The sequence below is a fragment of the Allobosea sp. 05T439 genome, from assembly GCF_056396005.1.
The window spans coordinates 7,501-33,077 of record NZ_JBFTKP010000008.1 but is presented as its reverse complement, the minus strand read 5'-3'; the positions used below and the strand labels follow the sequence as shown (position 1 = coordinate 33,077).

General features: G+C 65.6%; 24 protein-coding genes and 1 tRNA gene (1 of these 25 running past the window's edge). 9 read left to right on the top strand and 16 right to left on the bottom strand.

Translation table 11 applies throughout. The features are described from left to right. Positions 1-143 precede the first annotated feature (143 nt). Positions 144-386: a DUF3297 family protein gene (locus AC1DIO_RS11260; protein ID WP_069877953.1), complete on the top strand. Its 243-nt coding sequence runs from the start codon at positions 144-146 to the stop codon at positions 384-386. An 11-nt stretch (positions 387-397) separates the two neighbouring features. Here AC1DIO_RS11260 and AC1DIO_RS11255 read toward each other — a convergent pair whose 3' ends face one another. After that, the gene (locus tag AC1DIO_RS11255) at positions 398-877 is read right to left on the bottom strand and encodes an anthrone oxygenase family protein (protein WP_441506308.1); all 480 of its coding nucleotides are present in this window, start codon (positions 875-877) and stop codon (positions 398-400) included. Positions 878-966: 89 nt separating this feature from the next. Between AC1DIO_RS11255 and AC1DIO_RS11250 the strand changes: the two genes are divergently transcribed. After that, positions 967-1,440 carry a MarR family winged helix-turn-helix transcriptional regulator gene (locus AC1DIO_RS11250; RefSeq protein ID WP_441506307.1) on the top strand — a complete coding sequence of 158 codons (474 nt, stop codon included), beginning with the start codon at positions 967-969 and terminating at the stop codon, positions 1,438-1,440. On the opposite strand, the gene AC1DIO_RS11245 is transcribed toward AC1DIO_RS11250, so the two are convergent. Next, on the bottom strand, positions 1,437-1,976 hold the full coding sequence (locus tag AC1DIO_RS11245) for a GNAT family N-acetyltransferase (protein WP_441506306.1): 540 nt from the start codon (positions 1,974-1,976) through the stop codon (positions 1,437-1,439). The two genes, AC1DIO_RS11250 and AC1DIO_RS11245, sit on opposite strands and share 4 nt — an antisense overlap. Beyond that, a complete protein-coding gene (locus AC1DIO_RS11240; protein WP_441506305.1) occupies positions 1,973-2,572 on the bottom strand; it encodes a helix-turn-helix domain-containing protein in 600 nt (199 codons plus the stop codon). Before AC1DIO_RS11240 ends, AC1DIO_RS11245 begins: the two co-directional genes overlap by 4 nt. 114 nt (positions 2,573-2,686) lie before the next feature. Between AC1DIO_RS11240 and lepA the strand changes: the two genes are divergently transcribed. Beyond that, positions 2,687-4,492 (top strand): translation elongation factor 4, encoded by a 1,806-nt coding sequence (gene lepA, locus AC1DIO_RS11235; RefSeq protein WP_441506304.1) that lies wholly within the window; start codon positions 2,687-2,689, stop codon positions 4,490-4,492. 87 nt (positions 4,493-4,579) lie between these two features. On the opposite strand, the gene AC1DIO_RS11230 is transcribed toward lepA, so the two are convergent. Both AC1DIO_RS11230 and AC1DIO_RS11225 read right to left on the bottom strand, forming a co-directional pair. Beyond that, positions 4,580-5,890 (bottom strand): MFS transporter, encoded by a 1,311-nt coding sequence (locus AC1DIO_RS11230; protein WP_441506303.1) that lies wholly within the window; start codon positions 5,888-5,890, stop codon positions 4,580-4,582. A gap of 78 nt (positions 5,891-5,968) precedes the next feature. Continuing rightward, entirely contained in the window at positions 5,969-6,583 is a 615-nt protein-coding gene (locus AC1DIO_RS11225) for an HAD family hydrolase (protein ID WP_441506302.1), read from the bottom strand. A gap of 117 nt (positions 6,584-6,700) precedes the next feature. Here AC1DIO_RS11225 and AC1DIO_RS11220 point away from each other — a divergent pair, with 117 nt between their 5' ends. Then, positions 6,701-7,597, top strand: coding sequence for a protein-methionine-sulfoxide reductase heme-binding subunit MsrQ (locus tag AC1DIO_RS11220; RefSeq protein ID WP_476853409.1), 897 nt, complete (start codon positions 6,701-6,703; stop codon positions 7,595-7,597). 59 nt (positions 7,598-7,656) lie between these two features. Further along, the gene (locus tag AC1DIO_RS11215; protein WP_476853408.1) at positions 7,657-9,387 is read left to right on the top strand and encodes an MFS transporter; all 1,731 of its coding nucleotides are present in this window, start codon (positions 7,657-7,659) and stop codon (positions 9,385-9,387) included. 20 nt (positions 9,388-9,407) lie between these two features. On the opposite strand, the gene corA is transcribed toward AC1DIO_RS11215, so the two are convergent. Continuing rightward, positions 9,408-10,376: a magnesium/cobalt transporter CorA gene (corA, locus tag AC1DIO_RS11210; RefSeq protein ID WP_476853407.1), complete on the bottom strand. Its 969-nt coding sequence runs from the start codon at positions 10,374-10,376 to the stop codon at positions 9,408-9,410. 174 nt (positions 10,377-10,550) lie between these two features. Further along, positions 10,551-11,348, bottom strand: a complete 798-nt coding sequence (locus AC1DIO_RS11205; protein WP_113518344.1) for an undecaprenyl-diphosphate phosphatase — start codon at positions 11,346-11,348, stop codon at positions 10,551-10,553. Positions 11,349-11,593: 245 nt separating this feature from the next. Here AC1DIO_RS11205 and AC1DIO_RS11200 point away from each other — a divergent pair, with 245 nt between their 5' ends. The 3 genes from AC1DIO_RS11200 to AC1DIO_RS11190 are packed head-to-tail and all read left to right on the top strand — an operon-like array spanning position 11,594 to position 14,285. After that, the gene (locus AC1DIO_RS11200; protein WP_441506299.1) at positions 11,594-12,286 is read left to right on the top strand and encodes a glutathione S-transferase family protein; all 693 of its coding nucleotides are present in this window, start codon (positions 11,594-11,596) and stop codon (positions 12,284-12,286) included. Further along, positions 12,184-13,422, top strand: a complete 1,239-nt coding sequence (gene queG, locus AC1DIO_RS11195) for a tRNA epoxyqueuosine(34) reductase QueG (protein WP_441506298.1) — start codon at positions 12,184-12,186, stop codon at positions 13,420-13,422. The genes AC1DIO_RS11200 and queG overlap by 103 nt, the downstream gene beginning before the upstream one ends. Continuing rightward, positions 13,419-14,285 (top strand): SDR family oxidoreductase, encoded by an 867-nt coding sequence (locus tag AC1DIO_RS11190; protein ID WP_476767918.1) that lies wholly within the window; start codon positions 13,419-13,421, stop codon positions 14,283-14,285. Before queG ends, AC1DIO_RS11190 begins: the two co-directional genes overlap by 4 nt. 7 nt (positions 14,286-14,292) lie before the next feature. Here AC1DIO_RS11190 and olsB read toward each other — a convergent pair whose 3' ends face one another. The 8 genes from olsB to AC1DIO_RS11150 form a co-directional block, all read right to left on the bottom strand. After that, entirely contained in the window at positions 14,293-15,156 is an 864-nt protein-coding gene (gene olsB, locus AC1DIO_RS11185) for a l-ornithine N(alpha)-acyltransferase (protein ID WP_441506422.1), read from the bottom strand. A gap of 188 nt (positions 15,157-15,344) precedes the next feature. Continuing rightward, the gene (locus AC1DIO_RS11180) at positions 15,345-17,447 is read right to left on the bottom strand and encodes an ATP-binding protein (protein WP_476853406.1); all 2,103 of its coding nucleotides are present in this window, start codon (positions 17,445-17,447) and stop codon (positions 15,345-15,347) included. Between the two features lie 113 nt (positions 17,448-17,560). Continuing rightward, positions 17,561-19,099 (bottom strand): YifB family Mg chelatase-like AAA ATPase, encoded by a 1,539-nt coding sequence (locus AC1DIO_RS11175; protein WP_441506295.1) that lies wholly within the window; start codon positions 19,097-19,099, stop codon positions 17,561-17,563. 69 nt (positions 19,100-19,168) lie between these two features. Continuing rightward, positions 19,169-21,334 carry a TRAP transporter permease gene (locus AC1DIO_RS11170; protein ID WP_441506294.1) on the bottom strand — a complete coding sequence of 722 codons (2,166 nt, stop codon included), beginning with the start codon at positions 21,332-21,334 and terminating at the stop codon, positions 19,169-19,171. A 162-nt stretch (positions 21,335-21,496) separates the two neighbouring features. Beyond that, entirely contained in the window at positions 21,497-22,471 is a 975-nt protein-coding gene (locus tag AC1DIO_RS11165; RefSeq protein WP_441506421.1) for a TAXI family TRAP transporter solute-binding subunit, read from the bottom strand. 163 nt (positions 22,472-22,634) lie between these two features. Continuing rightward, a complete protein-coding gene (locus tag AC1DIO_RS11160) occupies positions 22,635-23,210 on the bottom strand; it encodes a TIGR00645 family protein (protein WP_441490419.1) in 576 nt (191 codons plus the stop codon). 103 nt (positions 23,211-23,313) lie between these two features. Next, entirely contained in the window at positions 23,314-23,970 is a 657-nt protein-coding gene (gene msrA / locus AC1DIO_RS11155; protein ID WP_476853405.1) for a peptide-methionine (S)-S-oxide reductase MsrA, read from the bottom strand. Positions 23,971-24,051: 81 nt separating this feature from the next. Beyond that, entirely contained in the window at positions 24,052-24,375 is a 324-nt protein-coding gene (locus AC1DIO_RS11150) for a hypothetical protein (protein ID WP_441506292.1), read from the bottom strand. A 150-nt stretch (positions 24,376-24,525) separates the two neighbouring features. Here AC1DIO_RS11150 and AC1DIO_RS11145 point away from each other — a divergent pair. After that, positions 24,526-24,615: transfer RNA gene (locus AC1DIO_RS11145), tRNA-Ser, on the top strand. A gap of 355 nt (positions 24,616-24,970) precedes the next feature. Here AC1DIO_RS11145 and AC1DIO_RS11140 read toward each other — a convergent pair. Beyond that, positions 24,971-25,577, bottom strand: the 3' end of a protein-coding gene (locus AC1DIO_RS11140) for an MFS transporter (RefSeq protein WP_476853404.1). The gene runs 974 nt beyond the window's last position; only the last 607 of its 1,581 coding nucleotides appear in the window; its start codon lies off the right edge, out of view; the stop codon is at positions 24,971-24,973.

Sequence of the window (25,577 nt, the reverse complement as noted above, 5' to 3'; positions counted from 1 at the left end):
CCCGCGCTCCATGACGTCGCCGGCCCCGAATTTCGCAGTGGCCGGGAGGCCGCTCAAGCATCCCGATTTGGCATCGACGCATTCTGGCGTTACCTCTGCCGCCAAAGCGACCCAGGTGCGCTCCAGACCACAAGGCCAAAGACATGACCGACACGCTCCCCGATCGTCTCTCCGTCAACCCGGACAGCCCCTTTTACGACGCCGAGGTGCTGGCGAAGGATATCGGCATCCGCTTCAAGGGCACTGAGAAGACCAATGTCGAGGAGTATTGCGTCAGCGAAGGCTGGATCAAGGTGGCGGCCGGCGCCGCCAAGGACCGCTTCGGCCGGCCGATGACGATCACGCTCAAGGGGCCGGTCGAGCCTTACTATCGCAAGGCGGAGTAAGGCTCAGGGCTTCACGGACGCCGCGACAGCGCCCAGCTGAAGCTGAGGACGGCGAATAGCCCGAGCCCGGCGCGGATGGCGTGAAGCTCGCCCCAGCGCTGAATGAGATGGCGGCTCGCGGCGCTGGCTTGCGCCGCGGCCATGGCCTGCAGTTCCGTGTTGATCGGTGCGATGACCAGTAGCGTGAACGGCAGATTGGCCAGGATCGCGAACATTCCGACCAGCCAGGCGGGGTTACGGGTGGAGCGCCAGGAGAGACCGGCGCAGAGCGTCGTGATCACGACCAGCGTCGCCTGCATCCGCGTCGCCGGGCCGATGGCCGCTTGCCATTGCCGCAGAAGCGCCCCGTCGTCGAGCGACAGCCGCGCCGGCTGCTCGGCCGCGAGGATGTAGATCGCTGCGCCACTGAACAGCGCCGCCAGTGCCAATGTGATCGGTCCCATGCGCCGGGCGATCGCGGATTGCAAAATGAGGTCGGTCCCTTGGGGCATCGTCACCTCCCGATTTTGAATAGCATGCTATATATCATTGCATAGTATGCTGTTCAACTGGTATCTCGACCCGGCGGGGGGATGCGATCGTGACGACCTTCAAGACTCATTCGGCCGGCTATCTCGCCAACCACATGGCGCGGCTTTTCGCCAAGGCCCTGGCTGAATCCATCCGGCCGCTCGGGCTTGCGCCGGCGCAGTTCATGGTCCTGCTCGAGCTCTGGCGAGAAGATGGCGTCACCCAGAAGCACCTGGTCGAGCGGCTCGATGTCGAGCAGGCGACGATGGCCAGCACGCTTGCGCGCATGGAGCGCGACGGTCTGATCGAGCGCAGGCCCGACGCCGCCGATGCCCGCGCCCGTATCATTCATCTGACAGGGCGGGCCCGGGAACTGGAGCAGTCTGCGCTTGCGGAGGCGCGGCAGGTCAACCGGCGGGCGCTGGCCGGCTTCCCTGAGGAGGAGGCGGAGCAACTGCTCGCCGGCATGCGCCGCATCATTTCCTCACTCTCCGGCAAACCGGCCAAGCCCGATCTGCCGGTCAGCCCCAATCCGCTGGATTAGGCGAGTGACTTGAAGAAGAAGGTCGAGCCGCAATCGCTGCCATCGGGCATCAGCGCATAGCGCGGGATGGTGCCGATCTCGGTCCAGCCGAGCCGGTTATAGAGCCGCCGCGCCGGGCCGGCCTCGTCCGTGTCGAGGCAGAGCAGCGTCCGTCCGGCCGCCGACGCCTCGGCCTCCGCTGCCAGCATCAGCGCTTCACCGATACCCTGCCGGCGCGCGGAGGAATGCACCAGGACCTTGGCAATATCGGCGCGGTGCGGCTGGTTTGGCTTGCCGGCGGGGTGGACCTGCGCGGTGCCGACGATCTCGTCGCCCTGCCGCGCGACCAGAAGCAGGATCTGTCCTGCTTCGACGCCGGCTGCGACACCTGTCCAATAGGCCTTGAAATCGGCCTCGGTATTCTCCGCCATGAAGCCKACAGAGGCGCCGTTCGCGACGGAATCCCGAAGGATACCGGTAAGCGCAGGGATGGCGTTGCGCGCGCCAGTGGCATCGAGACGCGTGATCGAGGCCGTATCAACGAGCTGCGTCGTCATCGGGGTCTTTCCTGGGATAGGCCGTCTGCCGTCATCAGCACGACGGCATAGCGGGCCGGCTCCGAGCCGGGATTGTGATAGGTGATCGGCCCGTCGAGCAGCATGTGGATGCAGTCGCCGCTCCGCAGTCGATGGCTGGCGCCGCCAAAGCTGAGCTCGATCTCTCCGGCGAGCAGCCAGACCTGCTGGTCGAGGCGGTGCAGCATGCGCGGTCCGTCGAGCAGGACGCGTGCTCCGGGGGGCAGCGTCACGTCGACGATTTCGACAGGTGAGCCGATGCCCGACGGCGAGACATTGCGCCGCACATAGCCGCTGCCAGGGTCGAGCCAGACCGGCTGGTCGGCCAGGCGCGCGACCGGGCCGACATGGCGCTCCTCATGGAACAGCGATGACAAGGTCACGCCGAGCCCGGCGGTCAGCCGGTCCAGCAACGCCGCGGTCGGGCTCGATTCGCCCCGTTCGATTCGCGAGATCATCGCGCGGCTGACGCCGGTGCGCTCGGCAAGCACGTCGAGCGTCAGATCGCGCCGTTGGCGCGCTGACTTCAGGCGCGTCGCGAGGCGCCTGTCGATGTCTCTCTCGGGAGGATTCTCCATTTTAGTAGAGGAAATCTAATATAATGGAATGTCAAGCGCCTGCCATGCTTCAGAGAAGCAAGGCGCCTGCCACAAACCCTTGGCCCCGTGCGGCTTCACTGCTATTGCGCGCCCATGAGCACGCGCAGTTTCGACAACATCCGCAATTTCTCGATTGTGGCCCATATCGACCACGGCAAGTCGACCCTTGCCGACCGGCTGATCCAGCAGACCGGCACGGTCGCGGCCCGCGACATGAGCGAGCAGATCCTCGACTCGATGGATATCGAGAAGGAGCGCGGCATCACCATCAAGGCACAGACCGTCCGGCTCGATTATCGTGCCCAGGACGGCAAGGATTACATCCTCAACCTGATGGACACGCCCGGTCACGTCGACTTCGCTTATGAGGTCTCCCGTTCGCTGGCTGCCTGCGAAGGCTCGCTGCTGGTTGTCGACGCCTCTCAGGGGGTCGAGGCGCAGACACTCGCCAACGTCTATCAGGCGCTCGACGCGGGCCACGAGATCGTCACGGTCCTCAACAAGATCGACCTGCCGGCAGCCGAGCCCGAGCGTATCAAGCAGCAGATCGAGGACGTGATCGGCCTTGATGCCTCGGAAGCCGTGCCGATTTCGGCCAAGACCGGTCTCAACATCGAAGGCGTGCTGGAAGCGATCGTCCAGAAACTGCCGGCGCCTAAGGGCAATCTCGAAGCGCCGCTGAAGGCGCTGCTGGTCGATTCCTGGTACGACGCCTATCTCGGCGTCGTCGTGCTCGTGCGCATCATCGACGGCGTGCTCAAGAAGGGCATGACCATCCGCATGATGCGGGCGAACGCCGCCTATGGCGTCGACCGCGTCGGCGTTTTCAAGCCGAAGATGCTGGAAGTGAAGGAACTCGGCCCCGGCGAGGTCGGCTTCTTCACCGCCTCGATCAAGGAAGTCGCCGATACCGCCGTCGGCGACACCATCACCGACGATCGCAAGCCGGTCGCCGAGGCGCTGCCGGGCTTCAAGCCGGTGCAGCCGGTGGTGTTCTGCGGCATTTTCCCGGTCGATGCGGCCGATTTCGAGGTGCTCCGCTCGGCGATGTCGAAGCTGCGTCTGAACGACGCCTCGTTCTCCTACGAGATGGAGACCTCGGCAGCGCTCGGCTTCGGTTTCCGCTGCGGCTTCCTCGGACTGCTGCATCTCGAGATCATCCAGGAGCGGCTCGAGCGCGAGTTCAACCTCAACCTGATCTCGACCGCGCCGTCCGTGGTCTATCATCTCAGGCTGCGGGACGGGACGACGCTCGAGTTGCACAATCCGGCGGACATGCCGGATGTGATGAAGATCGAGGCGATCGAGGAACCCTGGATCCGCGCCACTATCTTCACGCCGGACGAATATCTCGGCTCGGTGCTGAAGCTCTGCCAGGATCGCCGCGGCCTGCAGATCGACCTGAGCTATGTCGGCTCGCGGGCCAAGGTCGTCTATGACCTGCCGCTGAACGAGGTAGTGTTCGATTTCTACGACCGTTTGAAGTCGATCTCGAAGGGCTACGCCTCCTTCGACTACGCCATCACCGACTATCGCGAGGGTGACCTCGTGCGCATGTCGATCCTGGTCAATGCCGAGCCGGTCGACGCGCTCTCGATGCTGGTCCACCGGACCCGCGCCGAGGCTCGCGGTCGCGCCATGTGCGAGAAGCTCAAGGAACTGATCCCGCCGCACATGTTCCAGATTCCGGTCCAGGCCGCGATCGGCGGCAAGATCATTGCTCGCGAGACCATCCGGGCGCTGCGCAAGGACGTGACCGCCAAGTGCTATGGCGGCGACGCCACCCGCAAGCGCAAGCTTCTGGAGAAGCAGAAGGAAGGCAAGAAGAAGATGCGGCAGTTCGGCAAGGTCGAGATCCCGCAGGAAGCCTTCATCGCTGCGCTAAAGATGGATTCCTGAGCGGAGCTCAGGTTCCGCTCTCCCTCGCTAAGGTCATCCCGGGGCTGGCTTCGTGCGCCCGGGATGACGCGAGCCCAGCCGGTCCGACTACGCCAGAACGGCCTGACGCGTCTCGGCGTCGATCAGGAAGGCTGCAACCGCTGCAACCAGCAGCAGGGCTGCGAACAGGGCGATCGCAGTGGCAAAACTCTGCGCAATCACGAGCGCCACCGCCGATGGCGCGAGCAGGCCGCCGAGCCGCGCCATGGCGCCGGCAACCCCCATGCCCGTGCCGCGGAGTTCCGTCGGATAGAGCTCGGGCGTAAAGGCGTAGAGTGCACCCCAGGTGCCGAGCAGCGCAAAGCTCATCAGCAGGATCGACGCGCCGATCACTGTTGCGCTGCCAGCGCCGACAAACAGGGCGCAGCCTGCCGCGCTGAGCAGCAGGAAGCCGATCAGGGTCGGACGCCGGCCCCATGTCTCGACGCCATAGGCGGCCAGCGCATAGCCAGGCAGCTGGGCCAGCGCGACGATGACGAGGAAGCCATAGCCACGGACGAAGCCGAACCCTTCGCCGGCGAGCTTGGCCGGCATCCAGGTGAAGACGCCGTAATAGGACACCGAGACAAGGAACCAGATTCCGAGAATCAGCAGGGTGCGCCGGCGCAGATCAGGCGCGAGCAATCCGGAAGACGTCGCGGCCGGTGGCAGGGTGATCGCCGAATCGGACGAGAGTTCCGCTTTCCCGTTGGTGCGCAGCATCTGGTTGAGCACGCGCTTGGCATCGTCCGCTCGCCCTTCCTTCAGCAGGTACAGGGGTGATTCCGGCACCCAGAAGCGCAGCCAGATGCCGATCAGCGCGGGCAGCGCCGTCGCAGCAAAAATCCAGCGCCACGCGTCAGCGATCCCGGCGATGCTTGCTGCCCAGGCGGCCAGGGCGACTGCGATCGTGCCGACCGCCCAGAAACCCTCCAGCATGACCAGCCAACGCCCGCGGTTCTTCGGCGGCAGGAATTCCGCCATCATCGCGTAATCGACGGGCAACGTGCCGCCGACTGCGATGCCGGTCAGGAAGCGTAGCGCGAGAAGGGCTGCGAAGGACGGGGCGAAGACCGAGAGCAGCCCGAATACCGCATCGCAGGCGACCGTGATCAGGAGCACGCGACGGCGGCCATAGCGATCGGCGAGGCGCCCAAACAACGCGGCGCCGATCAACATGCCGAGGAAGAACAGCGTTCCGGTCTGCAGGGCCTGTGGCACGCTGAGCCCGAAGGTCGCAGCGATGGAGGCGGCGGTGAAACCGACCGCCAGCACCTGCATGGCATCAGCCGCCCAGACGAGGCCGAAGATGCCGAGCAGCCGACGCTGGAACGGGCCGGTGCCGGCGGTGGACAGAACGCTCTCGACAGGAATGCTCATGGCGTGGCGAACTTTCTCCGAGGCGCCTTCTGGCCGTTCTGGTCTTCGTAGCGTGGTACGTTCGGGACGGGCTCGGCGCTAGATCTGGACGCCAAGACCACGCAGTGTCGCCCGCAGGTCGATCGGCTCGACGAAATGCACGGCTTGCATGCCGACATGACGCGCGCTCTCGATATTCTTGGCGCTGTCGTCGATGAAGACGCAGGAACCTGCGGTGAGGCCGTAGCGCTCCAGCAGCACGTGATAGATCGCAGGATCCGGCTTGATCAGCCGTTCATGTGCCGAGACCACGACGCCGTCGAACGAACCGAGGAAAGGAAAGCGGACAACGCTCTCGTCCCATTTCTCGCGCGAGAAATTGGTGATCGCATAGACCTTCTCGCCCCTGGCCTTCAGGTCCGTGAGGACCTCGACGCTTTCTGCGATCTCGCCGGTTACCGTCTCGTGCCAGCGCTCGTCGAAGGCCCTGATCTCACGCTCCCATTCGGGATGAGCGGAGACGCGTTCGGCGACGGCGTCGGCCCAGGATCGGCCGCGATCCTGCTCGAGGTTCCAGGCCGAGGTGCAGATGTTCTGCATGAACCAGTCCATGCGCGCTTCGTCAGGGATCAACTCTCGGTAAAGATGGCGCGGATCCCAGCGGATCAGGACGTTKCCGACATCGAAAACGACGGTGGGGCTAGTCGAAGGCATGGCCGGTCCATTCTGAATACGGGGCAGATCGCAGAAGGCTCACGTCCTTGTGTGCAGACGTGCGAGACAGAGGCAAGGCCTCTCGCGTATTCGGGACATGCGATGGTGGAGATCGGCATGAAGGCATGGTTGCCGTGGCTGGACCGGCAGGGGCGCTTCTCGGGGCTGCGCGCTGCGACATTTGCGCTCTTACTGGTGCCGGCGCTCTGGCTCGCCTTCGACGCCTGGACCGGCCAGCTCGGTTCGAAGCCCTGGACGCGGGCGGTGCATGATACCGGCACCTGGGCGCTCAGGCTGCTGCTGGTTACCCTTGCCGTCTCGCCGCTGCGCCGGCTTCTCGACTGGGGCAAGCTCATCGGCATCCGCCGCATGCTGGGCCTCTCCGTGCTGGCTTATGCGCTCGCCCATCTCGCGCTTTACTGCATCGATCTCGGTTTCGACGCCGGGCTGATCGTTTCTGAAATCGTCAAACGGTTCTATCTCGTCGTCGGCATCACGGGGCTGACCGGTCTGGTCGCACTCGGTGCAACCTCGACCGACGGCATGATCCGCAGGCTGGGTTCCGCCCGCTGGCAACTGCTGCATAACCTCGTCTATGCCATCGCTGCCCTGGGGCTGCTGCACTTTGCCCTGCAGTCGAAGATCGACGTCACCCAGCCGGCGCTGATGACCGGGCTCTTCGGCCTTCTGATGCTTTACCGGCTGCTGCCGCGATCCGGCGTGACGCTCGATACGCCCCGGCTGGTCCTGACGGCGCTTGCGGCCGGCCTTCTGACTGCGCTTTGCGAGACGGCCTGGTATGCGTTGGCGACCGGTGCCTCGGCCTGGCTGGTGTTCCAGGCCAATGCCGATGTCGTCGTCTATGGTGATCTCGAGGCCCTCAGGCCCGGGCATTGGGTCGCGCTGGCCGGGCTTCTCGTCGCCTTCGCCCATTACTGGCGTGCGCCTGCGGCGCGGCAGGTCGAGCGGCGTGCGCGTCGCAGGGAAGGGCTTTCCGCGCAAACGGGTGCCTAAGAGCAAATCATTCCAAACTGATGGTTGGCAGCCCGCGGGCGAGGCTCTAACCCTATGGCATGCCTGACGATCCGAACGCCCAACCCACCGCCGACGTAGCCGCAGCCGATGTTGCCGCGACGGGGGATGGGCCGGTCGATGAGGGGCTGTCTTCGCCATTCGTGCCTCTGCGCCAGCCGATCTTCCGGGCTGTGTGGTTCGCGAGCCTTGCCTCCAATTTCGGCGGGATGATCCAGTCGGTCGGCGCAGCCTGGCTGATGACTTCGATCGCCAGTTCTGCCGACATGGTTGCGCTGGTGCAGGCCTCGACGACCTTGCCGATCATGATGTTCTCGCTGGCGGCGGGGGCGATCTCCGACAATTTCGACCGGCGCAAGATCATGCTGACGGCGCAGGGCTTCATGTTCACGGTCTCCGTGGCTCTCGCCGTCTCGGCCTGGTTCGGCGTAATCACCCCGTGGCTGCTGCTCGGCCTGACTTTCCTGATTGGCTGCGGCACGGCCTTGAACGGGCCCGCCTGGCAATCCTCGGTCGGCGAGATGGTGCCGCGTCGCGATCTGCCGGCCGCGATCACACTGAACAGCGTCGGTTTCAACATTGCCCGCAGCGTCGGGCCGGCGCTGGGCGGCTTCATCGTTGCGGCGGCGGGCGTCGTCGCCTCCTTCACGGTGAATGCACTGAGCTATATCGGGCTCGTCACCGTACTCGCGCGCTGGAACCCTCCAAAGATCGAGCGCGTGCTGCCACGCGAGACGCTCGGCATCGCGATGAGCGCCGGCATCCGCTATGTCGCGATGTCGCCAAATATCCGCTCGGTGCTGCTGCGTGGTGCGGCCTTCGGATTCGGCGCCATTGCGGTTCAGGCGCTGCTGCCGCTGGTGGCGCGCGATCTCGTCAAGGGCGGGCCTTTGACCTTCGGCCTGCTGCTCGGTGCTTTCGGTGCGGKAGCGGTCGGGGGAGCCCTTCTGAGCGCGCGGGTACGTCGCGCGCTCACGACAGAGACGCTGGTGCGCGCCTCCTTTGCCGCCTTCTCGGCTGCGGTCATCCTGGCGGGGCTGAGCGTCTATACCGTGACGACCATGGCGGCCCTGCTCATCGCCGGAGCGAGCTGGGTCCTTGCACTCTCGACCTTCAACGCGACCGTGCAGCTTTCGGCGCCGCGCTGGGTCGTCGGCCGGGCGCTTGCGCTCTACCAGATGGCGACCTTCGGTGGGATGGCGCTCGGCAGCTGGGTCTGGGGTTACATCGCCCTGCATTTCGGCACCGACCGTGCCCTGTACTGTGCGGGTGCTGTTCTGCTTGTCGGAGCCGCACTGGGCCTGCGCTATGCGCTGCCGCCGCTCGAGCAGCTCAATCTCGACCCGCTCAGCCGCTGGCAGGTTCCGAAAGTGGCCGTCGACATCGAGCCACGCAGCGGCCCGATCATCGTCACCATCGAGTATATCATTCGCGAGGAGGACATCGTCCCCTTCCTGAATGTGATGGCCGAGCGCCGCCGCATCCGCCGCCGCGACGGTGCCAGGCACTGGGCCTTGCTGCGCGACCTGACCGATCCGCAGCTCTGGATCGAGCGCTATGACAGCCCGACCTGGGTCGAATATATCCGCCAGAACCAGCGCGTCACCCAGGCAGATGCCATGATCGGTGACAGGGTAAGGGCCCTGCATCAGGGGCCCAACCCGCCCGTGGTGCACCGCGTCATCGAACGACAGACCGGCTCGCTGCCCTTCGCCCAGCCACAGCCCGTGCCGGATGCGGCGACGCCTGCGACCGATCCCAGGATCGGCTAGGGCACGGGGTTCGCCTGTCCTTACAGCCAGCCGAAACGCTTGAAGCGCATGTAGAGCGCGGTGCAGAACGCCGCGATGAGCCCGAGCACGACGAAATAGCCGTACTGGGTCTTGAGTTCCGGCATGTGCTCGAAGTTCATGCCATAGATCCCGGCAACCGCGGTCGGGACCGCGAGGATGGCTGCCCAGGCCGCGAGCTGCCTGGTGATGACGCCCTGGCGCTGCTGTTCCAGCAGATGACTCGCCTCGAAGACGGAGGTCAGGATGTCGCGGAGGCTCCCGACCATGGCTTCGGCACGCCGCGCATGGTCCCAGACGTCATTGAAATAGGGCTTCGCCTCGGCATCGATGCAGGGCAGATCGAGATGCACCAGCTTGCGGCAGAGCTCGGACATCGGTCCGAGCACCCGCTGGAAGCGGATGAGCTGGCGGCGCAGTCCGAAGATGCGTGGCACGTCGACGCGGCCGAACTCGCTGGCGAGCATCTCCCGCTCCATCTCCAGGACGTCCTCCTCGATCGTCTCCACAATCGGGAAATAGCCGTCGACGATGAAGTCCAGCACGCCGTGCAGGACATAATCGACGCCGTAGCGCATCTGGGCGGTCGCGGCCTCGAGTTGGCTGCGCAGCTCCGTATGGGCCCGTGCGGAGCCGTGGCGAACCGTGATGATGTGGTGCTTGCCGACGAAGATCGCCGTCTCGCCATACGCGATCTGGTCATCCTCGAGATGCGCCGTGCGCGCCACGATGAAGAGTTGGTCGCCATAGATGTCGACCTTGGGCATCTGATGCGCCTTGAGCGCATCCTCGACCGCAAGTGGATGCAGGCCGTAGCTGCTMTGGAGCGTGCGCAACTCCTCTTCGGAGGGTTCCAGCAGGCCGATCCAGACGAAATCGGATTGGTCCTGGGCACAGGTCGAAGGCTGGTCGAGCGCAACGGTCCCGACACGCTTCCCATCGACATAGTGACAGGCGGCAATGACACTCACGGCAGGCACGCTCCTGGCATCTCGGGGCCGGTCGAAAACACCCGGTCACCCCATAGCGGCGCTTGCAGGCTAGCACGGCAGCGCCGGAAAAGCCGCGGCGCCACATGGCAGGCCGCGATGGACAGCGCCTTCAGTCGGAACTGCTGGGATCCCAGTTCTCGACGGGCCTTCCGATCAGCCGAACACCCACAGACCCGCCAAACCCGCTGCGCCGACGATGATGCGCCACCAGGCGAAGAGCGCGAAGCCACGGCGCGAGACGTAGTCGAGGAAGGTCTTGACCACGAGGAGCGCCGCGAAGAAGGCCGCGACGAAGCCGACCACGATCAGCATCGTGTCGTCGAAGGTMAGGGTCTTGTAATTCTTAAGKAGGTCATAGGCGAAGGCGCCCGCCATGGTCGGCATGGCGAGGAAGAACGAGAACTCCGCCGCCGCGCGTTTGCTCGCGCCGAGCAGCATGGCGCCGACAATCGTCGAACCCGAACGGGAGACGCCCGGAATCATCGCCAGGCACTGGATGAAGCCGATCTTGAGATACATCGGCAGCGGGAAGGTGGTGGCGTCGGTGTGCTTCACCTCGAGCTCGAGCTCGTCGACGACGAGCAGCACGAGCCCGCCCGCGATCAGGGCGCAGCAGACCAGGAACGGGTTGAACAGCACGCCCTTGATGAAGCCATGCAGCAAGGCGCCGATCACCGCTGCCGGCAGGAAGGCGACGAGCACGCCGATCACGAAGCGCCGTGCCGCCGGATCGGTCCGCAGCCGCAGCGCGATGTCGAGTAGCCGCCGGAAATAGACCAGCAGGATGGCAAGGATCGCGCCGAGCTGGATCAGGACCTCGAAGGTCTTGCCGTTCGATTCAAAGCCGAGAAAGTGACCGAGCAGCAGGAGATGGCCAGTGGAGGAGACCGGCAGGAACTCGGTCAGACCCTCGACGATGCCGAGCACGATCGCTTCGAACAGGTTTTGCATGGCTGTTTCCCAGGAAGCCTCAGATCGCCGCCGCGGCAGAGGTAAACCGTACCCCTCTATGGAACCAAGCTCTTTGCCAATTGGTTACCACTTCGCCAAGCCAATGCCGTGGATTCGTGGCTTCCCATGGGCAGCGGGTTGTGAGGGGGCGTAGCCGAGACTATAGCAAATGTGCGGCGCATAGCCCGATGCCTCCCCCCTTCGACAGCCCTGCTTCGGCCGCATCCATCTGTTTCAAGAGTGCAATGGCGTCCCTTCATCATTATCCGTTATGCCCGCATTCGCGCTTCATCCGGCTCGTCCTTGGCGAGTTCGGGCAGGAGGCGGAGCTGATCGAGGAGCGTGTCTGGGAGCGCCGGCGCGAGTTTCTGGAACTCAACACAGCTGGCACGACACCGGTTTTTCGCGAGGAGAACGGCTTTGCCGTCCCGGGCGCCGGACCGATCTCGGAGTATCTCGACGAGACCCGCGGGCTGGCGCTGGGCCCCCGGCGCCTGTTGCCGGAGGGGATGGCAGAGCGCGTCGAGGTTCGTCGCCTGCTCGACTGGTTCAACCTCAAATTCGATAGCGAGATCACCAACCCGCTGGTGCTCGAGAAGGTCATGAAGCGCTTCATGAGCCGGGATGAGGGCGGTGGCCCGCCGGAAATGAGCGCCATCCGCGCCGCCCGCGCCAATGTGCGCTATCATTTGCGCTATATCGCCTGGCTGACGGCCAAACGGAACTGGCTCGCAGGCAGTGCGCTGAGCTATGCCGATCTCGCCGCGGCCGCGCATCTCTCTTGCGTCGACTATCTCGGCGATGTGCCCTGGGAAGAGGACGAGGCCGCGCGCGCATGGTACGCGAGGATCAAATCCCGGCCGAGCTTCCGGCCGCTGTTGAGCGACCGGGTGCCGGGCATGGCGCCGAGCGCCCATTACGACAATCTGGACTTCTGAACGGCGAGAAGCTCAAGCGCGCGGTGCTGGAGCGCGCGAGCGCCGAAGGCTTCGTGGTCGCTCGCATCGCCTCCGCCAGTGCGATCCCCGAGGCGCCCGAACGGCTGAGCGCCTGGCTGGCGGCCGGACACCATGGCGATATGGATTGGCTGACCGAGCGCAGGGACGAACGCGCTGATCCGCGCCGGCTCTGGAGCGAGGTGCGCAGCGTCGTGATGCTCGGTGTGAGCTATGCGGGCGAGGGCGATCCGCTCGCCATCCTCGGTCAACCCGACAAGGCTGCGATTTCGCTCTATGCCCGCAGGCGCGACTATCACGATGTCATCAAGGGCCGGCTGAAGAGCGTCGCCGGGTTGCTGGCGGCTCGCGGCGGCGCAGATGTGAAGGTCTTCGTCGATACCGCGCCGGTGATGGAGAAGCCGCTGGCGCAGGCCGCGGGGCTTGGTTGGCAGGGCAAGCATACCGTACTGGTCTCGCGCGAACACGGCTCCTGGCTCTTTCTCGGCGCGATCTACACAACGGCCGAACTGCCGGTCGATGGGCCGGAGCGCGACCATTGCGGTTCCTGCCGGCGTTGTCTCGATATCTGTCCGACCGACGCCTTTCCCGCGCCCTATCAGCTCGATGCGCGCCGCTGCATCGCCTATCTCACCATCGAGCATCAGGGCCATATCGACGCCGCCTTGCGGCCCGGCATCGGCAACCGCGTCTTCGGTTGCGATGATTGCCTGGCCGTATGTCCCTGGAACAAGTTCGCCGAGGCGGCGCACGAGACCCGGCTTGCGCTGAAGGACGAGCTTGAGGCATTGCCCCTGGCCGATCTCGCGGCGCTCGACGACCCATCCTTCCGCCAGCTCTTTGCCGGCACGCCGGTCAAGCGCACCGGCCGCGATCGCTTCATCCGCAATGTGCTGATCGCCATCGGCAATAGCGGCCGGCCGGATCTTGCCGCGAGCGCCGAGCGGCTGATTGCGGACGCTTCGCCGCTGGTGCGCGCCATGGCCGCCTGGGCCTTGATCAGGCTCGCGCCCGAGCGCGCGCGCGGCCTTGCCGAAGCCGCGCTGTCTGGCGAAGCAGATCCTGACGTCCGCCAGGAATGGCTTGCCTTTCTCTCCGCCCCGGAACCCGTCGCATGAAGCTTGTCATTCTTGGTCTCGGCTACTCCGCCGGGTTTTTCGCGCGTGCAGCGCAAGCGGAGGGCTGGGAGGTCACCGGTACGGTCCGATCGGCCGAGAAGGCGGGGCGTCTTAGTCGCGAGGGCTTGCATACGCTGGTCTATGACGGTTTTGCGGTATCGCGCCCCTTGGCCCAGGCCGTTGCCGAGGCTGACGCGGTCCTCGTCTCGGTCCAGCCCGATGACGAGGGCGATCCGGTTCTGAACGGACTCGGCGAGGCGCTGGCTGCTGCGCCGAACCTGCGCTGGATCGGCTATCTCTCGACCATTGGAGTTTACGGCGACCACGGCGGTGCCTGGATCGATGAAGGGGCCGAATGCCGGCCGACGAGCCGACGCTCGAAGCAGCGCCTCGAAATCGACGAAGCCTGGCTTGCCCTGGGCGAGCGCAGTGGCAAGCCGGTGCAGATATTCCGGCTCTCCGGCATTTACGGTCCCGGGCGCAATGCCATCACCAAGCTCCGCGCCGGCACCGCCAACCGCCTGATCAAGCCTGGCCAGGTCTTCAATCGCATCCATGTCGACGATATCGCCGGCATCCTGCTGGCTTCGCTGGCCAGGCCGCGAGCGGGCGCGGTCTACAACGTCACCGACAACGAGCCGGCCCCGCCGCAGGACGTGATCACGCTTGCCGCCGAACTGACGGGTCTGACTCCGCCCCCCGAAGTGCCGTTCGATCCGGCAAAGCTCTCGCCCATGGCTGCGAGCTTCTACGGGGAGAACAAGCGGGTCTCGAACGCCCTGGTGACGCGCGAACTGCGCTATGAGCTGCGCTACCCCACTTACAGGGAGGCGCTGCGGGCGCTGGCGTCAGCAGGCGAGTGAGCGTTGCTCAAGCCGCGTAGCGCTGCCCTTCGTCGCCGAGATAGTCGAGATAGCGCCTGTCGATCGCCGAGACCGGCACGATGACCAGCACATCGGTGGTGCCGAACTGCTTGTCGACGACCGCACCGGAGCCGAAGCGGGCGCCGAGCCGGAGGTAGCCCTTGATCAGCGGCGGCAGCAGCTTCAGCGCCGCCTTGGCATCGACCTCTTCGATCGGCAGCCGGTCCATCGCAATATGACGCTCCGGGCGCGCCGTGGCGGACCACTCGCCCTCGGCGCGGGCATGGTGATGCAGGAAGCTCAATGGCAGCGCCAGCGCATCCGGGTCGGTGCCGTCAAAACTCGCGCAGCCGAACATCGCATCGATGCGATGGTGCCGGACATAGGCCCAGATGCCGTGCCAGAGCAGTTCCACCGTCTTCTTGGTGCGATAGGGCTTGAGCACGCAGGAGCGGCCGAGTTCGAGGAAGCGCAGGCCGCGGTGGCGTTCGATCATTCCAGAAAGATCGAATTCCGATTGGGAGTAGAAGCCGCCAAGCCGCAGAGCCGACCCTTCGCGCATCAAGCGATAGGTGCCGACGACCTTCGGTTTCAGACCGCCGAACCGGCCGCGCGCCGCATGGTCGATGACGAGGAGATGGTCGCACGCCGCGTCATAGCGATCCGCATCGCGGCGGAACATGCGGGCGACGACATCCGGCTTTGCGGACATCTCCTGGTAGAACACCCGATAGCGCAGTCGCTGCGCGCGCCAGATCTCGCGCGGGCCGCGCGCCAGCCGCACTTCCAGAGAGCCGGAGCGGCCGAGCGTTTCGCCCAGGTGATCCTGCTTCCGACTGAGGCGGCGCATGGTGTCGCCGGTGATCAGCATGAGTGGGGAGAAGCGCGACAAGAGAGGGTGGCCCGCTGGCAGCTGATTTGCCGGCTGTCGTAGGCCGCGCAACATGTCGAAGGCCATTGTCCGTCTCGTCCCTGTGCCGTCGAATCTGCAGTTCGCCAGGCTAGTACCGATGTTCCTACGGGATCGCGACAGAACTGCGTCAGAGTTGTGACTGTCCGTCAAGCGCGGAGTGTGACGCGCGGCGTTCCGGTGACACGCGCGATCCAGGCGCGAAGCGCCTCTCGGGCCAGTGGTTTAGCCAGGCAATCATTCATTCCGGCGGCCAGCGCGGCTTGCCGATCCTCCTCGGCGACATTGGCGGTGACCGCGACAATGGGTAGCAAATTTGGCCGCCCGAGCGAGGCCTCCAGGGCGCGAATCCGACGAGCGGCTTCCAATCCGTCAAGCTCAGGCATCCGGATGTCGAGCAGAATGAGATCGAAGGGCGCGCGCTTGCCCGTGAGCCCGGCCTCGATGAGAGCGACCGCTTCACGCCCGTCCCGAGCCCAGACGGCCGTGCAGCCGAGGCGTTCAAGGGTCCGTGTCACGAGCAGACCGTTGATATCGTTATCCTCCGCGATCAACACCGTCAGTTGAGGCGGACCGGGGTCCTTGGCCTGGATCGGGGTCACCCCCCGGGGCGGCAGAGTCTCCTGCCGCGGCCGGGCAGGCGGTGCAAGCCGCTCATAGAGCGAGCGGGCGCGGACCGGCTTGACGAGAAAGCCGGTGAACCCGCCAGCGAGCGGTGAACCGAATTGGCGGCGCTCAAAGGGAGACATCAGGATCAGGCACTCGCCGACACCGGCCTGCCGGGCGGCAGCAGCGACGGCGCGCGCTTCATCGACCCCGATGGCCTGGTCGATCAGGGCGGCATCGAAGCGCCGCGCGCCCGCGAGCAGCGCGAGCGCTTCTGTCACATTCCGGGCGCGCATGATCGATGCGCCGGCGATCTCCATGGTCTCAGCGAGATAGTCCGGTCCGAACGGCGCGGCAGATGCGATCAAGATCAGCTTGCCGCGCCACTCCGGCAGTACCGTAACCCGCACCCCCGCGCCGCCCTCCGGAAGCGGCAATGTAACGCGGAAGATCGCGCCCGATTCCGGCGCATTTTCTGCCGTGACCGAGCCACCCATCAAGGTCACGAGCCGGCGCACGATCGCGAGCCCGAGACCGGTGCCGTCATGACGACGGGCCGCAGAGCTGTCGGCCTGTTCGAATTCCTCGAAGATCGCCTGCAATCGCCCTGGCGGAACGCCTGGACCGGTATCGGAAACGCTGATGGCGATGGCGTCGCCCGCGCGGGCGACGCGAATGCCGACACCGCCGCTCTCGGTGAACTTGATCGCATTGCCGACGAGGTTGAGCAGGATCTGGCGCAGCCGGTCGCGGTCTCCGATCCAGTGCGAGGCGAGATCCGGTGCGAGGAAGGTCGCAATCTCGAGCCCCTTGGCCTGGGCTCGTGGCGCCATCAATTCGCTGACCGTCTCGACCAACTGGCCGAGATCGAAGCGCTCTTCGGCGAGTTCGAGTCTGCCCGCTTCGACCTTGGCGAAGTCGAGAATGTCGTCGACGAGGCCGAGCAGGGCTTCGCCCGACGTCCTGAGTGCCCGGACATAGGTGGTCTGCTCAGGGTCGAGCCTGGTGTCGTTCAGGAGGTCGGCCATGCCGAGAATCCCGTTGAGCGGCGTCCGGAACTCGTGGCTGACGGTTGCAAGGAACCGCGACTTTGCCTCGTTGGCGCTCTCGGCGCGGCTGCGCGCCTCTTCCAGCGCCTGCTCGCCGGCGATCCGGGCGGAGATATCGCGGCCGACACGCTGCAGCACGGTCTTGCCGAGGGCGACCGGCACGATGGTCTCGACCCAGGAGATCCAGCGCTCGCCTCCCTCGGGCGAAGCGATGCATTCGTCGAAGATCCGCGTGCCGTCGGTCAGTGCCTGCGCAGGTCGGCTCTCGATGACGCGCGGTGCCGTGCGGCTGCCGATGATCTCGGCCTCGGTCGCTCCGAGAAGCGCCGCATAGGCGGCATTGGCGTAGACGATGCTGCTTTCGTTCCGGCGGACGATCAGATCGCCCTGGGCCTCGATCAGGCTGCGATAGCGCTCTTCGCTATCTGCTAACGCCCAGAGACGATCGGTCAGCTTCTCCAGATCCTGGGTCATGTCCAGCGCTTGCTCCACGACGCGGTTGCGTGCGCGTAGCTGCATCACGGCGGCGACGCCGGCCAGAACGGTCAGCAGGCTGGCGAGAACAGCCCAGACCACTGGGAAAGATGGAAGCTCCATGATGCCAGCCTAGTATTCGTCCCCTTGAGAAAGCGTTCGCGCGCGAACGCTGCTTTCGCGATCGTTTGAATGAATTTGTTAACCTGGCGGCACGGATGCCGCACGCTCCGACATCAGGCGGCCTGCGCCACCTGATCGATGCGTGAACGGTAGGATAGCGCCTCCGCGAGATGGACCCGGCCGATCTTCATCTCGCCGTCGAGATCGGCAAGTGTGCGCGCGACTTTCAGAACACGATGGTAGCCGCGCGCTGTCAGCCTCAGGGCCTCGGCGGCGTCGCGCAGGAGCGAAATGCCGGCATTGTCCGGCCGGGCGATCTGGTCGAGCACGGGCGCCGGGCACGCGGCGTTGGTCGCGATCTCGGAGAGGCCGAGCGCCTCGAAGCGCGCCGTCTGCACCTGGCGCGCCACGGCGACCCGGGCCGCGACCTCCGCCGAGCCTTCGCTGTCGGCCGGCAGAAACAGGTCCGTTGCGGTTACGGCCGGCACATCGATGACGATGTCGATGCGGTCGAGCATCGGACCTGAGATCCGGGTCTGATACTGGGCCATGCAACGCTCGTTCGGCTGCCGCCGGCAGGCATAGCCCGGTTCGGTTGCCTTGCCGCATCGGCACGGGTTCATTGCGGCGACAAGCTGGAATCGCGCGGGGTAGATGGCGCGGTGGTTGGCGCGCGAGATCAGCACCTCGCCGGTCTCCATCGGCTGGCGCAGCGCGTCGAGGGCCTGAGCCTGGAACTCCGGCAATTCATCGAGGAAAAGCACGCCGTGATGGGCGAGCGAAACCTCGCCGGGCTTGGCCTGCAGGCCGCCACCGACGAGTGCCGCCATCGAGGCCGAGTGATGCGGCGCGCGAAAGGGGCGGCGATCGGTCAGCGCTCCCTCGGCGAGATGCCCGGCGACGGAATGCACCATCGAGACCTCGAGCAGTTCGCGCGGCGAAAGCGGCGGCAGGATCGAGGGCAGGCGGCTCGCCAGCATCGACTTGCCGGCACCGGGAGGCCCGTTCATCAGGAGATTATGGCCGCCGGCGGCGGCGATCTCCAGCACGCGGCGCGCGCTTTCCTGGCCGCGAATATCGGCGAGATCGGGCAGGGGCCCGGACTGCCGGGCCACGGACGGCACTGGCCGGGCCATCACCTGCGTACCCTTGAAATGGTTCGCGAGCTGGATCAGCGAGCGCGGATTAAGGATATCGACATCGGCGGCAGCCCAGGCGGCCTCCGGGCCGCAGGCGGCGGGGCAGATAAGCCCTTGTCCGCGGGCATAGGCGGCCATCGCTGCTGGCAGGACGCCTGCGACGGAGGTGATGGAGCCGTCGAGCGCAAGTTCGCCGAGGACTGTATAGCCGGCGAGCGCATCGGCAGGGATCGCGCCGATGGCGGCCATGACCGCTAGTGCGATCGGGAGATCGTAATGGCTGCCCTCCTTTGGCAGATCGGCCGGCGCCAGATTGACCGTGATGCGCTTGGCCGGCAGCGCCAGTCCCGATGCGATCAGCGCGGCACGCACTCGCTCGCGGCTTTCCGCCACCGCCTTGTCCGGCAAGCCGACCAGAAGGAAGGCGACGCCGCCCGCTGTGACCTGGACCTGCACGTCGACGGCGCGCGCCTCGATGCCCTCGAACGCAACCGTCGCGACCCGCGTGACCATCCGCGCCTCCCTGTTCCCTTGGGGGAGGCTAGCGAATGCTCAGCTCACTGGCAAGAACATATCGGGAACTCAGGCCGGCGCCACGCTGGCCCGCCGCGCCCCCACCTGACGCAGCAGGACGGGGGCTGCGATGACGAGCCCCGCCAGGACACTGGCCGGGGTCGCCAGGATCATCGGCAGGGCGGCGATGCCGACGACAACGCGTTCCCACATTGCCAGCGGGGCCAGGAACCAGCCGGCGAAAGCGGCAGAGAGGAAGGTGATGCTGGCGATGCAGGCCGCGGTCGAGCCGATCAGCTCGGTCCAGGTGAAGCCCGGCGCCATGATCAGCATCGAGGGAGAAAACACGAAGACGAAGGGTACCAGCACCTTGCCGAGCGCCAGCCGGAAGGCGGTGTTGCCGGTCTTGAACGGATCGGCGCCGGCCATGCTCGCTCCGGCATAGGCTGCGATCGCGACTGGTGGGGTCACATCGGCGAGGACCCCGTAATAGAACACGAAGAAATGCGCCACCAGCGGGTTGACGCCGAGCAGGCCGAGCGCCGGCGCGGCCACCGTCACCATGATGATGTAGTTCGCCGTGGTGGGCACGCCGCAGCCGAGCAGGATGCAGACGATGCCGGTGAGCAGCAGCGTGAAGAACAGCGTCGCCGACTTGATGTCGAAGGGCAGGAACGGCACGAGATCGAGCACGCCCTTGGCCCATTGATCGGCGAGCGAGGTCACGATCCAGGAGATCTTGAAGCCGACGCCGGTCAGCGTCACCACGCCGACGATGATGCCGACGGTCGCCGCCGCCGCGCCGACGCCAATGGCGTATTTGGCGCCGAGGATGAAGGCATCGACCATGTCGTTCATGCGCCGGCGCCCCTCGTCCGAGCGCATCAGCACGCCATGCGCCATCACCGCGAAACAGGCCAGCGTGAAGGTCGCGTTGACGCCGGGCACGCGCAGGAACTCGGTTGGCGCGGCAAGGCCGATGGCGAGCGCGAAGGCGAGGGCCGAGGCGGCGCGATACTGCGCGAGGCCAACCAGCATGCAGCCGGTGATGCCCCAGAACGCAGCGAGATAGGGCGTATAGCCGGTGAACAGCACCAGGATCAGCGCAAAGAGGGGCGCGATCGTCGGCCAGTCGCGGGCAAAGACTTCACGGAGATTCGGAATCTCGGCATCGGTCAGGCCGCGCATGCCGGAGCGCTTCGCCTCGAAATGCACCTGCATCAGCACGCCGAAGAAATGCATGAAGGCGGGGATGATCGCGGCGATGACGATCGTCGCGTAGGGCAGGTTCAGGAATTCGACCATCAGGAAAGCGGCGGCGCCCATGATCGGCGGGGTGATCTGCCCCCCGGTCGCGGCCGTCGATTCGACGGCTGCCGCAAAATGGCGCTGGTAGCCGAGCCGGATCATCATCGGGATCGTCAGTGAGCCGACCGTCACGGTATTGGCGACGGAGGAGCCCGAGATCATGCCGAACAGGGCGGAGCCGAAGATCGAGATCTTTGCCGGTCCGCCGGCGAAGCGCCCGGCGAGCGCAGCCGCTACGCCGAGGAAGAGCCGGCCGAGCCCGATCCGCGTGGCGAGCACGCCAAACAGCACGAAATGGAAGACATAGGTTGCGACCACGCCAAGCGCGACGCCATAGACGCCCTGGCTGGTCAGATAGAGATGGTTGACGAGGGTCGACCAGGTCGCGCCCGGGTGCAGGAAGATGCCGGGAAACCAGTTGCCGAAGATCGCGTAGACAATGGCGAAGAGCGCGATCATCGGCAGCCCCCAGCCGATCGCGCGCCGCGTCGCCTCGATCATCAGCACGATGGTGATCGTGCCCATGACGACGTCGAGCGTAGAGGGATTGCCGACGCGGAAGACCATGTCCTCGAAGATCCAGGGCACGTAAAGGCTCGAGATCGCCACCGCGACGGCGCAGATCCAATCGTAGAGCGGCACGCCCCCCGGCCGCAGCAGCGTCGAGGCGTGCACCGTCTGGGCATCGCTCTTGCGGGCCGAGAACACCAGGAAGATCAGGCTGAGCACGAAGGCGAGATGGATGCCGCGATGCGTCGTCTCGCGCAGTAGTCCGAAGCCGGCCGTGTAGTAGTGGAAAGCCGAGAGTGCGAGCAGCAATCCGCCGATGATCAGCGAGGTGCCATGCGGCACCTTGCGGAACTGCATTTCCGGATCGAGTTCTTCCTCGAGCTTGGCGAGTTCGGCGGCGGAGGGCTGGGTTGTCATGTCAAAACTCAACGGCAAACCCCTCTCCCGGATGGGGAGAGGGGCAGGGGTGAGGGAAAGCGAGGTCTGAACGGGGAGGATTTGCCGGAGGCCTCTCGCGTGAGGCCTCGCGCCGTCTCCCTTGGCCCCTTTCCCATGCGGGAAGGGGGAGGTCGCGGCGGCTTACTTCAGTAGCCCGGCTTCCTTGTAGAACTTCTCGGCGCCGGGATGCAGCGGCACGCCCTGCAGGCCCGACAGCGCGGTCTCCTTGCGGATCGCCTTGCCCTTGGCATGGCCGGCATCGAGCGCGGCGCGGGCCTTGTCGCTCCACAGGGCCTTGGTCACGGCATAGACGGTGTCGGCAGAAACCTTGGCGGAAGTCACCCAATGCGCGCCGACGGCGACGGTCTTGATCGCGCCGACATCCTTGTACGTGCCGGCCGGGATTTCGTCGGCGGCGAAGAAGGGGAACTCCTTGGAGAGCTTCTCGGCCTGCGGTCCGGAGATCGGCAGGATGTCGATGCCCGAGCCGGTCGAGGCCAGCTCCGAAATCGCGGCAGCGGGGAAGCCGCCGGTGAAGAAGAAGGCGTCGACCGAGCCGTCCTTCATCTTCTCGGCTGCCTGGTTCGGCTTGAGGAATTCGGCCGAGATGTCCTTCTCGGTAATGCCATAGGCGTTGAGGATCGCCTTGGCGTTGAGCAGCGTGCCGGAGCCCGGCTCGTCGAGCGAGACCTTCTTGCCCTTGAGATCGGCGACGCTCTTCACATTCGAGGCCTTGCGGACGACGAGATGGACCGACTCGGGATAGAGGTTGGCGATCGAGCGCAGATCGGCGACCTTCGGCTTGCCCTCGTAGACGCCGGTGCCGGAATAAGCCCAATAGGCGACATCAGCCTGGACGAAGCCGGATTCGGCCGCGCCGCCGACGATCGCGTTGACATTGGCGACCGAGCCGTTGCTGGCGACGGCCGTTGCGACCAGTTGCGGGGGCGCCGAGATCGCATTCGCGATCAGGCCACCGATCGGGTAGTAGGTGCCGGCCGTGCCGCCCGTTCCGATGCGGAAGAAGGCTGGCGCCTGGGCAAAGGCGAGGCCCGCTGCAAACGCAACGCCGCCGAGCACGAGACCTGCGGCCGCAAGTTTCGATCTGAAAGTCATGGTCATGTCACGGAAGCTCCCTATGAACCCGGGAGTGTTCGCAGCTTTTGCCGGCTGATCAAGTGCGCGACTGGCAATGCCGGCGCGTTTTGCACGCAGGGCGCGCAATAGTGTGGCTAATTCGGGGCACAGGGGGGCGGCCCCCGGTGCAGCGCGGCCCGTCTTAGTGTCCGTTTGCGCCGCCGGCCTTGCCCTGCGCATCGCCGGAAATCCGGTCGCTGAGAGCCATCAACAGGCCCGAGCTGACGAAGACGAGATGGATCGCGACATACCACATCAGGTCGCGGTCGCTGGTGCCCTTCACGTTCATGAAGGCCTTCAGCACCTGGATGGCGGAGATGGCGACGATCGAGGAGATCAGCTTCAGCTTCAGCCCGGAGAAATCGATCTTCGACATCCAGTCCGGCCAGTCGCGATGCGCATTGGTATCGATCTTCGAGACGAAATTCTCGTAACCCGAAAAGATCACGATCACGATCAGGGAGCCGGTGAAGGTCAGGTCGACCAGCGCCAGCACGCCGAGGATCACGTCCGCTTCGCTGGCGGTGAAGACATGGCTCAGGACGTGGAACGCCTCCTGCAACGCCTTGATCAGCAGCCCGGCGAGGGCCAGCACGAGCAGGATGTAGAACGGGGCAAGCAGCCAGCGGCTGGCGAAGAGGATGGATTCCAGAATTCGGGTCGCTGCGGAGGGCCGGTGAACGGGCCCGTTCCCGGCTTCCATCTCGCGCTCGCCCATCGTCCTGCCCCTGCGTGATCGTCTCGACGCTTCTTGCCATGATGCGAAGAAGCCCCGCAAGCGAGCCTGCGGGGCCTCCTTATCGGTTTGGGGCTGGGCGTGATCAGGCGTCGACGCCGACGCCGATCTGGCAGGCGACGCCGGTGCCGCCGAGGCCGCAATAGCCTGCCGGATTCTTGGCGAGATATTGCTGGTGGGAGTCCTCGGCGAAATAGAAGGCGGGCGCGTCGAGGATTTCCGTGCTGATCGGTCCGTAGCCGCGCGAGGCGAGGGCGCTCTGGTAATCTGCCTTGCTGCGTTCGGCAGCCAGCTTCTGTGCCTCGTCGAAGACATAGATGCCGGAGCGGTACTGGGTGCCGACATCATTGCCCTGCCGCATGCCCTGCGTCGGGTCGTGATTCTCCCAGAAGGTCTTGAGCAGGGCCTCGTAGGAGAGCCTGGCCGGATCGAAGACCACGAGCACGACTTCGTTATGCCCGGTCAGCCCGCTGCACACCTCCTCATAGCTCGGGTTGGGTGTGATGCCTCCGGCATAGCCGACTGCGGTGACCCAGATGCCGTGCTCGATCTGCCAGAACTTGCGTTCAGCCCCCCAGAAACAACCGAGGCCGAACAGGGCCTTCTGCGTCCCGGCGGGATACGGGCCCTGCAACGGGCGATCGTTCAGGAAATGGCGCTCGGCTGTCGGGATCGGCTCGGACCGGCCGGGCAGGGCCTCGGCCGGGCTGGGCAGGGTCGTCTTCTTGCGCAGGGAGAACATGATCGGCTCCATCCTCCAACAGTTGCTCCCGAGATAAGCATGGCGCCGCCGTTCCGACAGGCGCTCGCCCTGCATGGCCCTTCACCGTCGCGTGACGATACCGACCTGCGGCTCGGGCCTCGCGCCGAGCCAGAGCAGGAGGAAACCGAGCACCAGCGCGACCAGCGCGACGGGCGACCGCATCAGCGAGAGCAGCATCGGGTCCCAGAGCAGCGGATGTAGATTGCGCTCGATGGCTGGCTGCAGCAGCGGATAGCGCGTCGGCAGCAGAATGAGGAGGATTTCGCCGAGCGGCGTGAACTGAAGCGAGGAATTGGCGATCGAACGCGCGCCGTCGATGACCAGCGCCACGAATCCGCTGGCGACAGCAAGATAACCCAGCAAACGGATGAAAAAACGCAGCATCCCGCCCCATTCCCCGCACGCGCCCTTCGCATCCGATGTGCCCATTCGGGCACGGCTTTGCAACCTTGTCCGGCGCTCTCCACGCAAGAATACGAAAAGCGCGTTTCAGGCCTTGAAAGAAGCCGGCTCGGCGGTCATAAGCAGCCCGCCGGACAGGTGGCCGAGTGGTTGAAGGCGCACGCCTGGAAAGTGTGTATACGGGAAACCGTATCGCGGGTTCGAATCCCGCCCTGTCCGCCATTTCAAAACAGAACCGGCCACGTCGAGCGTGGTCGATTTTTGCGCCGGGTCCTGCGGCAAGGGGCCTGAGCAGATCCCCTTTCGATGCCATGATGCGCATCTGGCTTCCCGTAACCTCGACGCGTTGGGGCGGCGCCCCGAGGTGACCGCGGGATAATCGTCGCTGCGGGCTGCATTCGCGCTCTGGCCGCTTTTCGCGAATATGCGAACCAGCGAGGCATGACGACCTTCTGCCCTGAACGTTCCAGCGGGGTCCGCACGCGGTCGGCGCCGGCTCTCGCCTGATCCCGGATCGCCTCGGGGCCGGTGATGTGGCCCTTCAGCGCCGGACCGTCCCGAAAGGGCTCCACCCGCTTCACCGGGGCGGCTCGCTACCGTGAATGACGCCAATATGCCGCAGCGAGACGGCAGCGAGGATGGCGAGGAGTGAAACGCTCACGGCACTGAACATGGCCGCGGTGCTGAACCCTGCTGTGAACGCAGCCTGCGCCTCTTCCATCAGGCCGACAGGCAGCTGCGACGCAACCGAGGATGCCGCCCACAAGCTGTCTCCAACGGCCTCTTGCGCTTGATGACCGAGATGATCAGGCATGCGGTCGAGCATGGCTCGGCGATAGATGGCGGTGGYGAGGCTGCCAAGCACTGCAATGCCGAGCGATACGCCGAGGTCCTGCACCGTCTCGGACATCGCCGATGCCGAGCCTGCCTTGTCGGCGGGGGCCGATCCAACCACGAGGTCCGTACCCAGCGCAGCGATCGTGCCAAGCCCGAGATAGGCCAACGAGAAGCCGGCGACGACAATGGCCACGCCGGACGCGCTGTTATCCAGTTGGGTCAGCATCAGATAGCCCGCAACCGACAACCCCAGCGCTCCGGCCACCACGAAGCCGGGGCGAACGCGCCGGGCAATCAGCGGTGCCGTGACGCCGGCCGCGACCATGGCAAGCGCGGGCGGCCCCATC

Bases quoted from the DNA above. Each gene is read 5' to 3' on its own strand.
- msrA (WP_476853405.1), bottom strand. From the start codon at position 23,970: ATGTTCTCCCTGCGCAAGAAGACGACCCTGCCCAGCCCGGCCGAGGCC.
- AC1DIO_RS11165 (WP_441506421.1), bottom strand. From the start codon at position 22,471: ATGACTTTCAGATCGAAACTTGCGGCCGCAGGTCTCGTGCTCGGCGGC.
- AC1DIO_RS11260 (WP_069877953.1), top strand. From the start codon at position 144: ATGACCGACACGCTCCCCGATCGTCTCTCCGTCAACCCGGACAGCCCC.
- olsB (WP_441506422.1), bottom strand. From the start codon at position 15,156: ATGCTGATCACCGGCGACACCATGCGCCGCCTCAGTCGGAAGCAGGAT.
- AC1DIO_RS11180 (WP_476853406.1), bottom strand. From the start codon at position 17,447: ATGGAGCTTCCATCTTTCCCAGTGGTCTGGGCTGTTCTCGCCAGCCTG.
- AC1DIO_RS11150 (WP_441506292.1), bottom strand. From the start codon at position 24,375: ATGCTGCGTTTTTTCATCCGTTTGCTGGGTTATCTTGCTGTCGCCAGC.
- AC1DIO_RS11200 (WP_441506299.1), top strand. From the start codon at position 11,594: ATGGCGTCCCTTCATCATTATCCGTTATGCCCGCATTCGCGCTTCATC.
- AC1DIO_RS11230 (WP_441506303.1), bottom strand. From the start codon at position 5,890: ATGAGCATTCCTGTCGAGAGCGTTCTGTCCACCGCCGGCACCGGCCCG.
- AC1DIO_RS11220 (WP_476853409.1), top strand. From the start codon at position 6,701: ATGAAGGCATGGTTGCCGTGGCTGGACCGGCAGGGGCGCTTCTCGGGG.
- AC1DIO_RS11190 (WP_476767918.1), top strand. From the start codon at position 13,419: ATGAAGCTTGTCATTCTTGGTCTCGGCTACTCCGCCGGGTTTTTCGCG.
- AC1DIO_RS11240 (WP_441506305.1), bottom strand. From the start codon at position 2,572: ATGGAGAATCCTCCCGAGAGAGACATCGACAGGCGCCTCGCGACGCGC.
- AC1DIO_RS11160 (WP_441490419.1), bottom strand. From the start codon at position 23,210: ATGGGCGAGCGCGAGATGGAAGCCGGGAACGGGCCCGTTCACCGGCCC.
- AC1DIO_RS11170 (WP_441506294.1), bottom strand. From the start codon at position 21,334: ATGACAACCCAGCCCTCCGCCGCCGAACTCGCCAAGCTCGAGGAAGAA.
- AC1DIO_RS11175 (WP_441506295.1), bottom strand. From the start codon at position 19,099: ATGGTCACGCGGGTCGCGACGGTTGCGTTCGAGGGCATCGAGGCGCGC.
- lepA (WP_441506304.1), top strand. From the start codon at position 2,687: ATGAGCACGCGCAGTTTCGACAACATCCGCAATTTCTCGATTGTGGCC.
- queG (WP_441506298.1), top strand. From the start codon at position 12,184: ATGGTACGCGAGGATCAAATCCCGGCCGAGCTTCCGGCCGCTGTTGAG.
- AC1DIO_RS11255 (WP_441506308.1), bottom strand. From the start codon at position 877: ATGCCCCAAGGGACCGACCTCATTTTGCAATCCGCGATCGCCCGGCGC.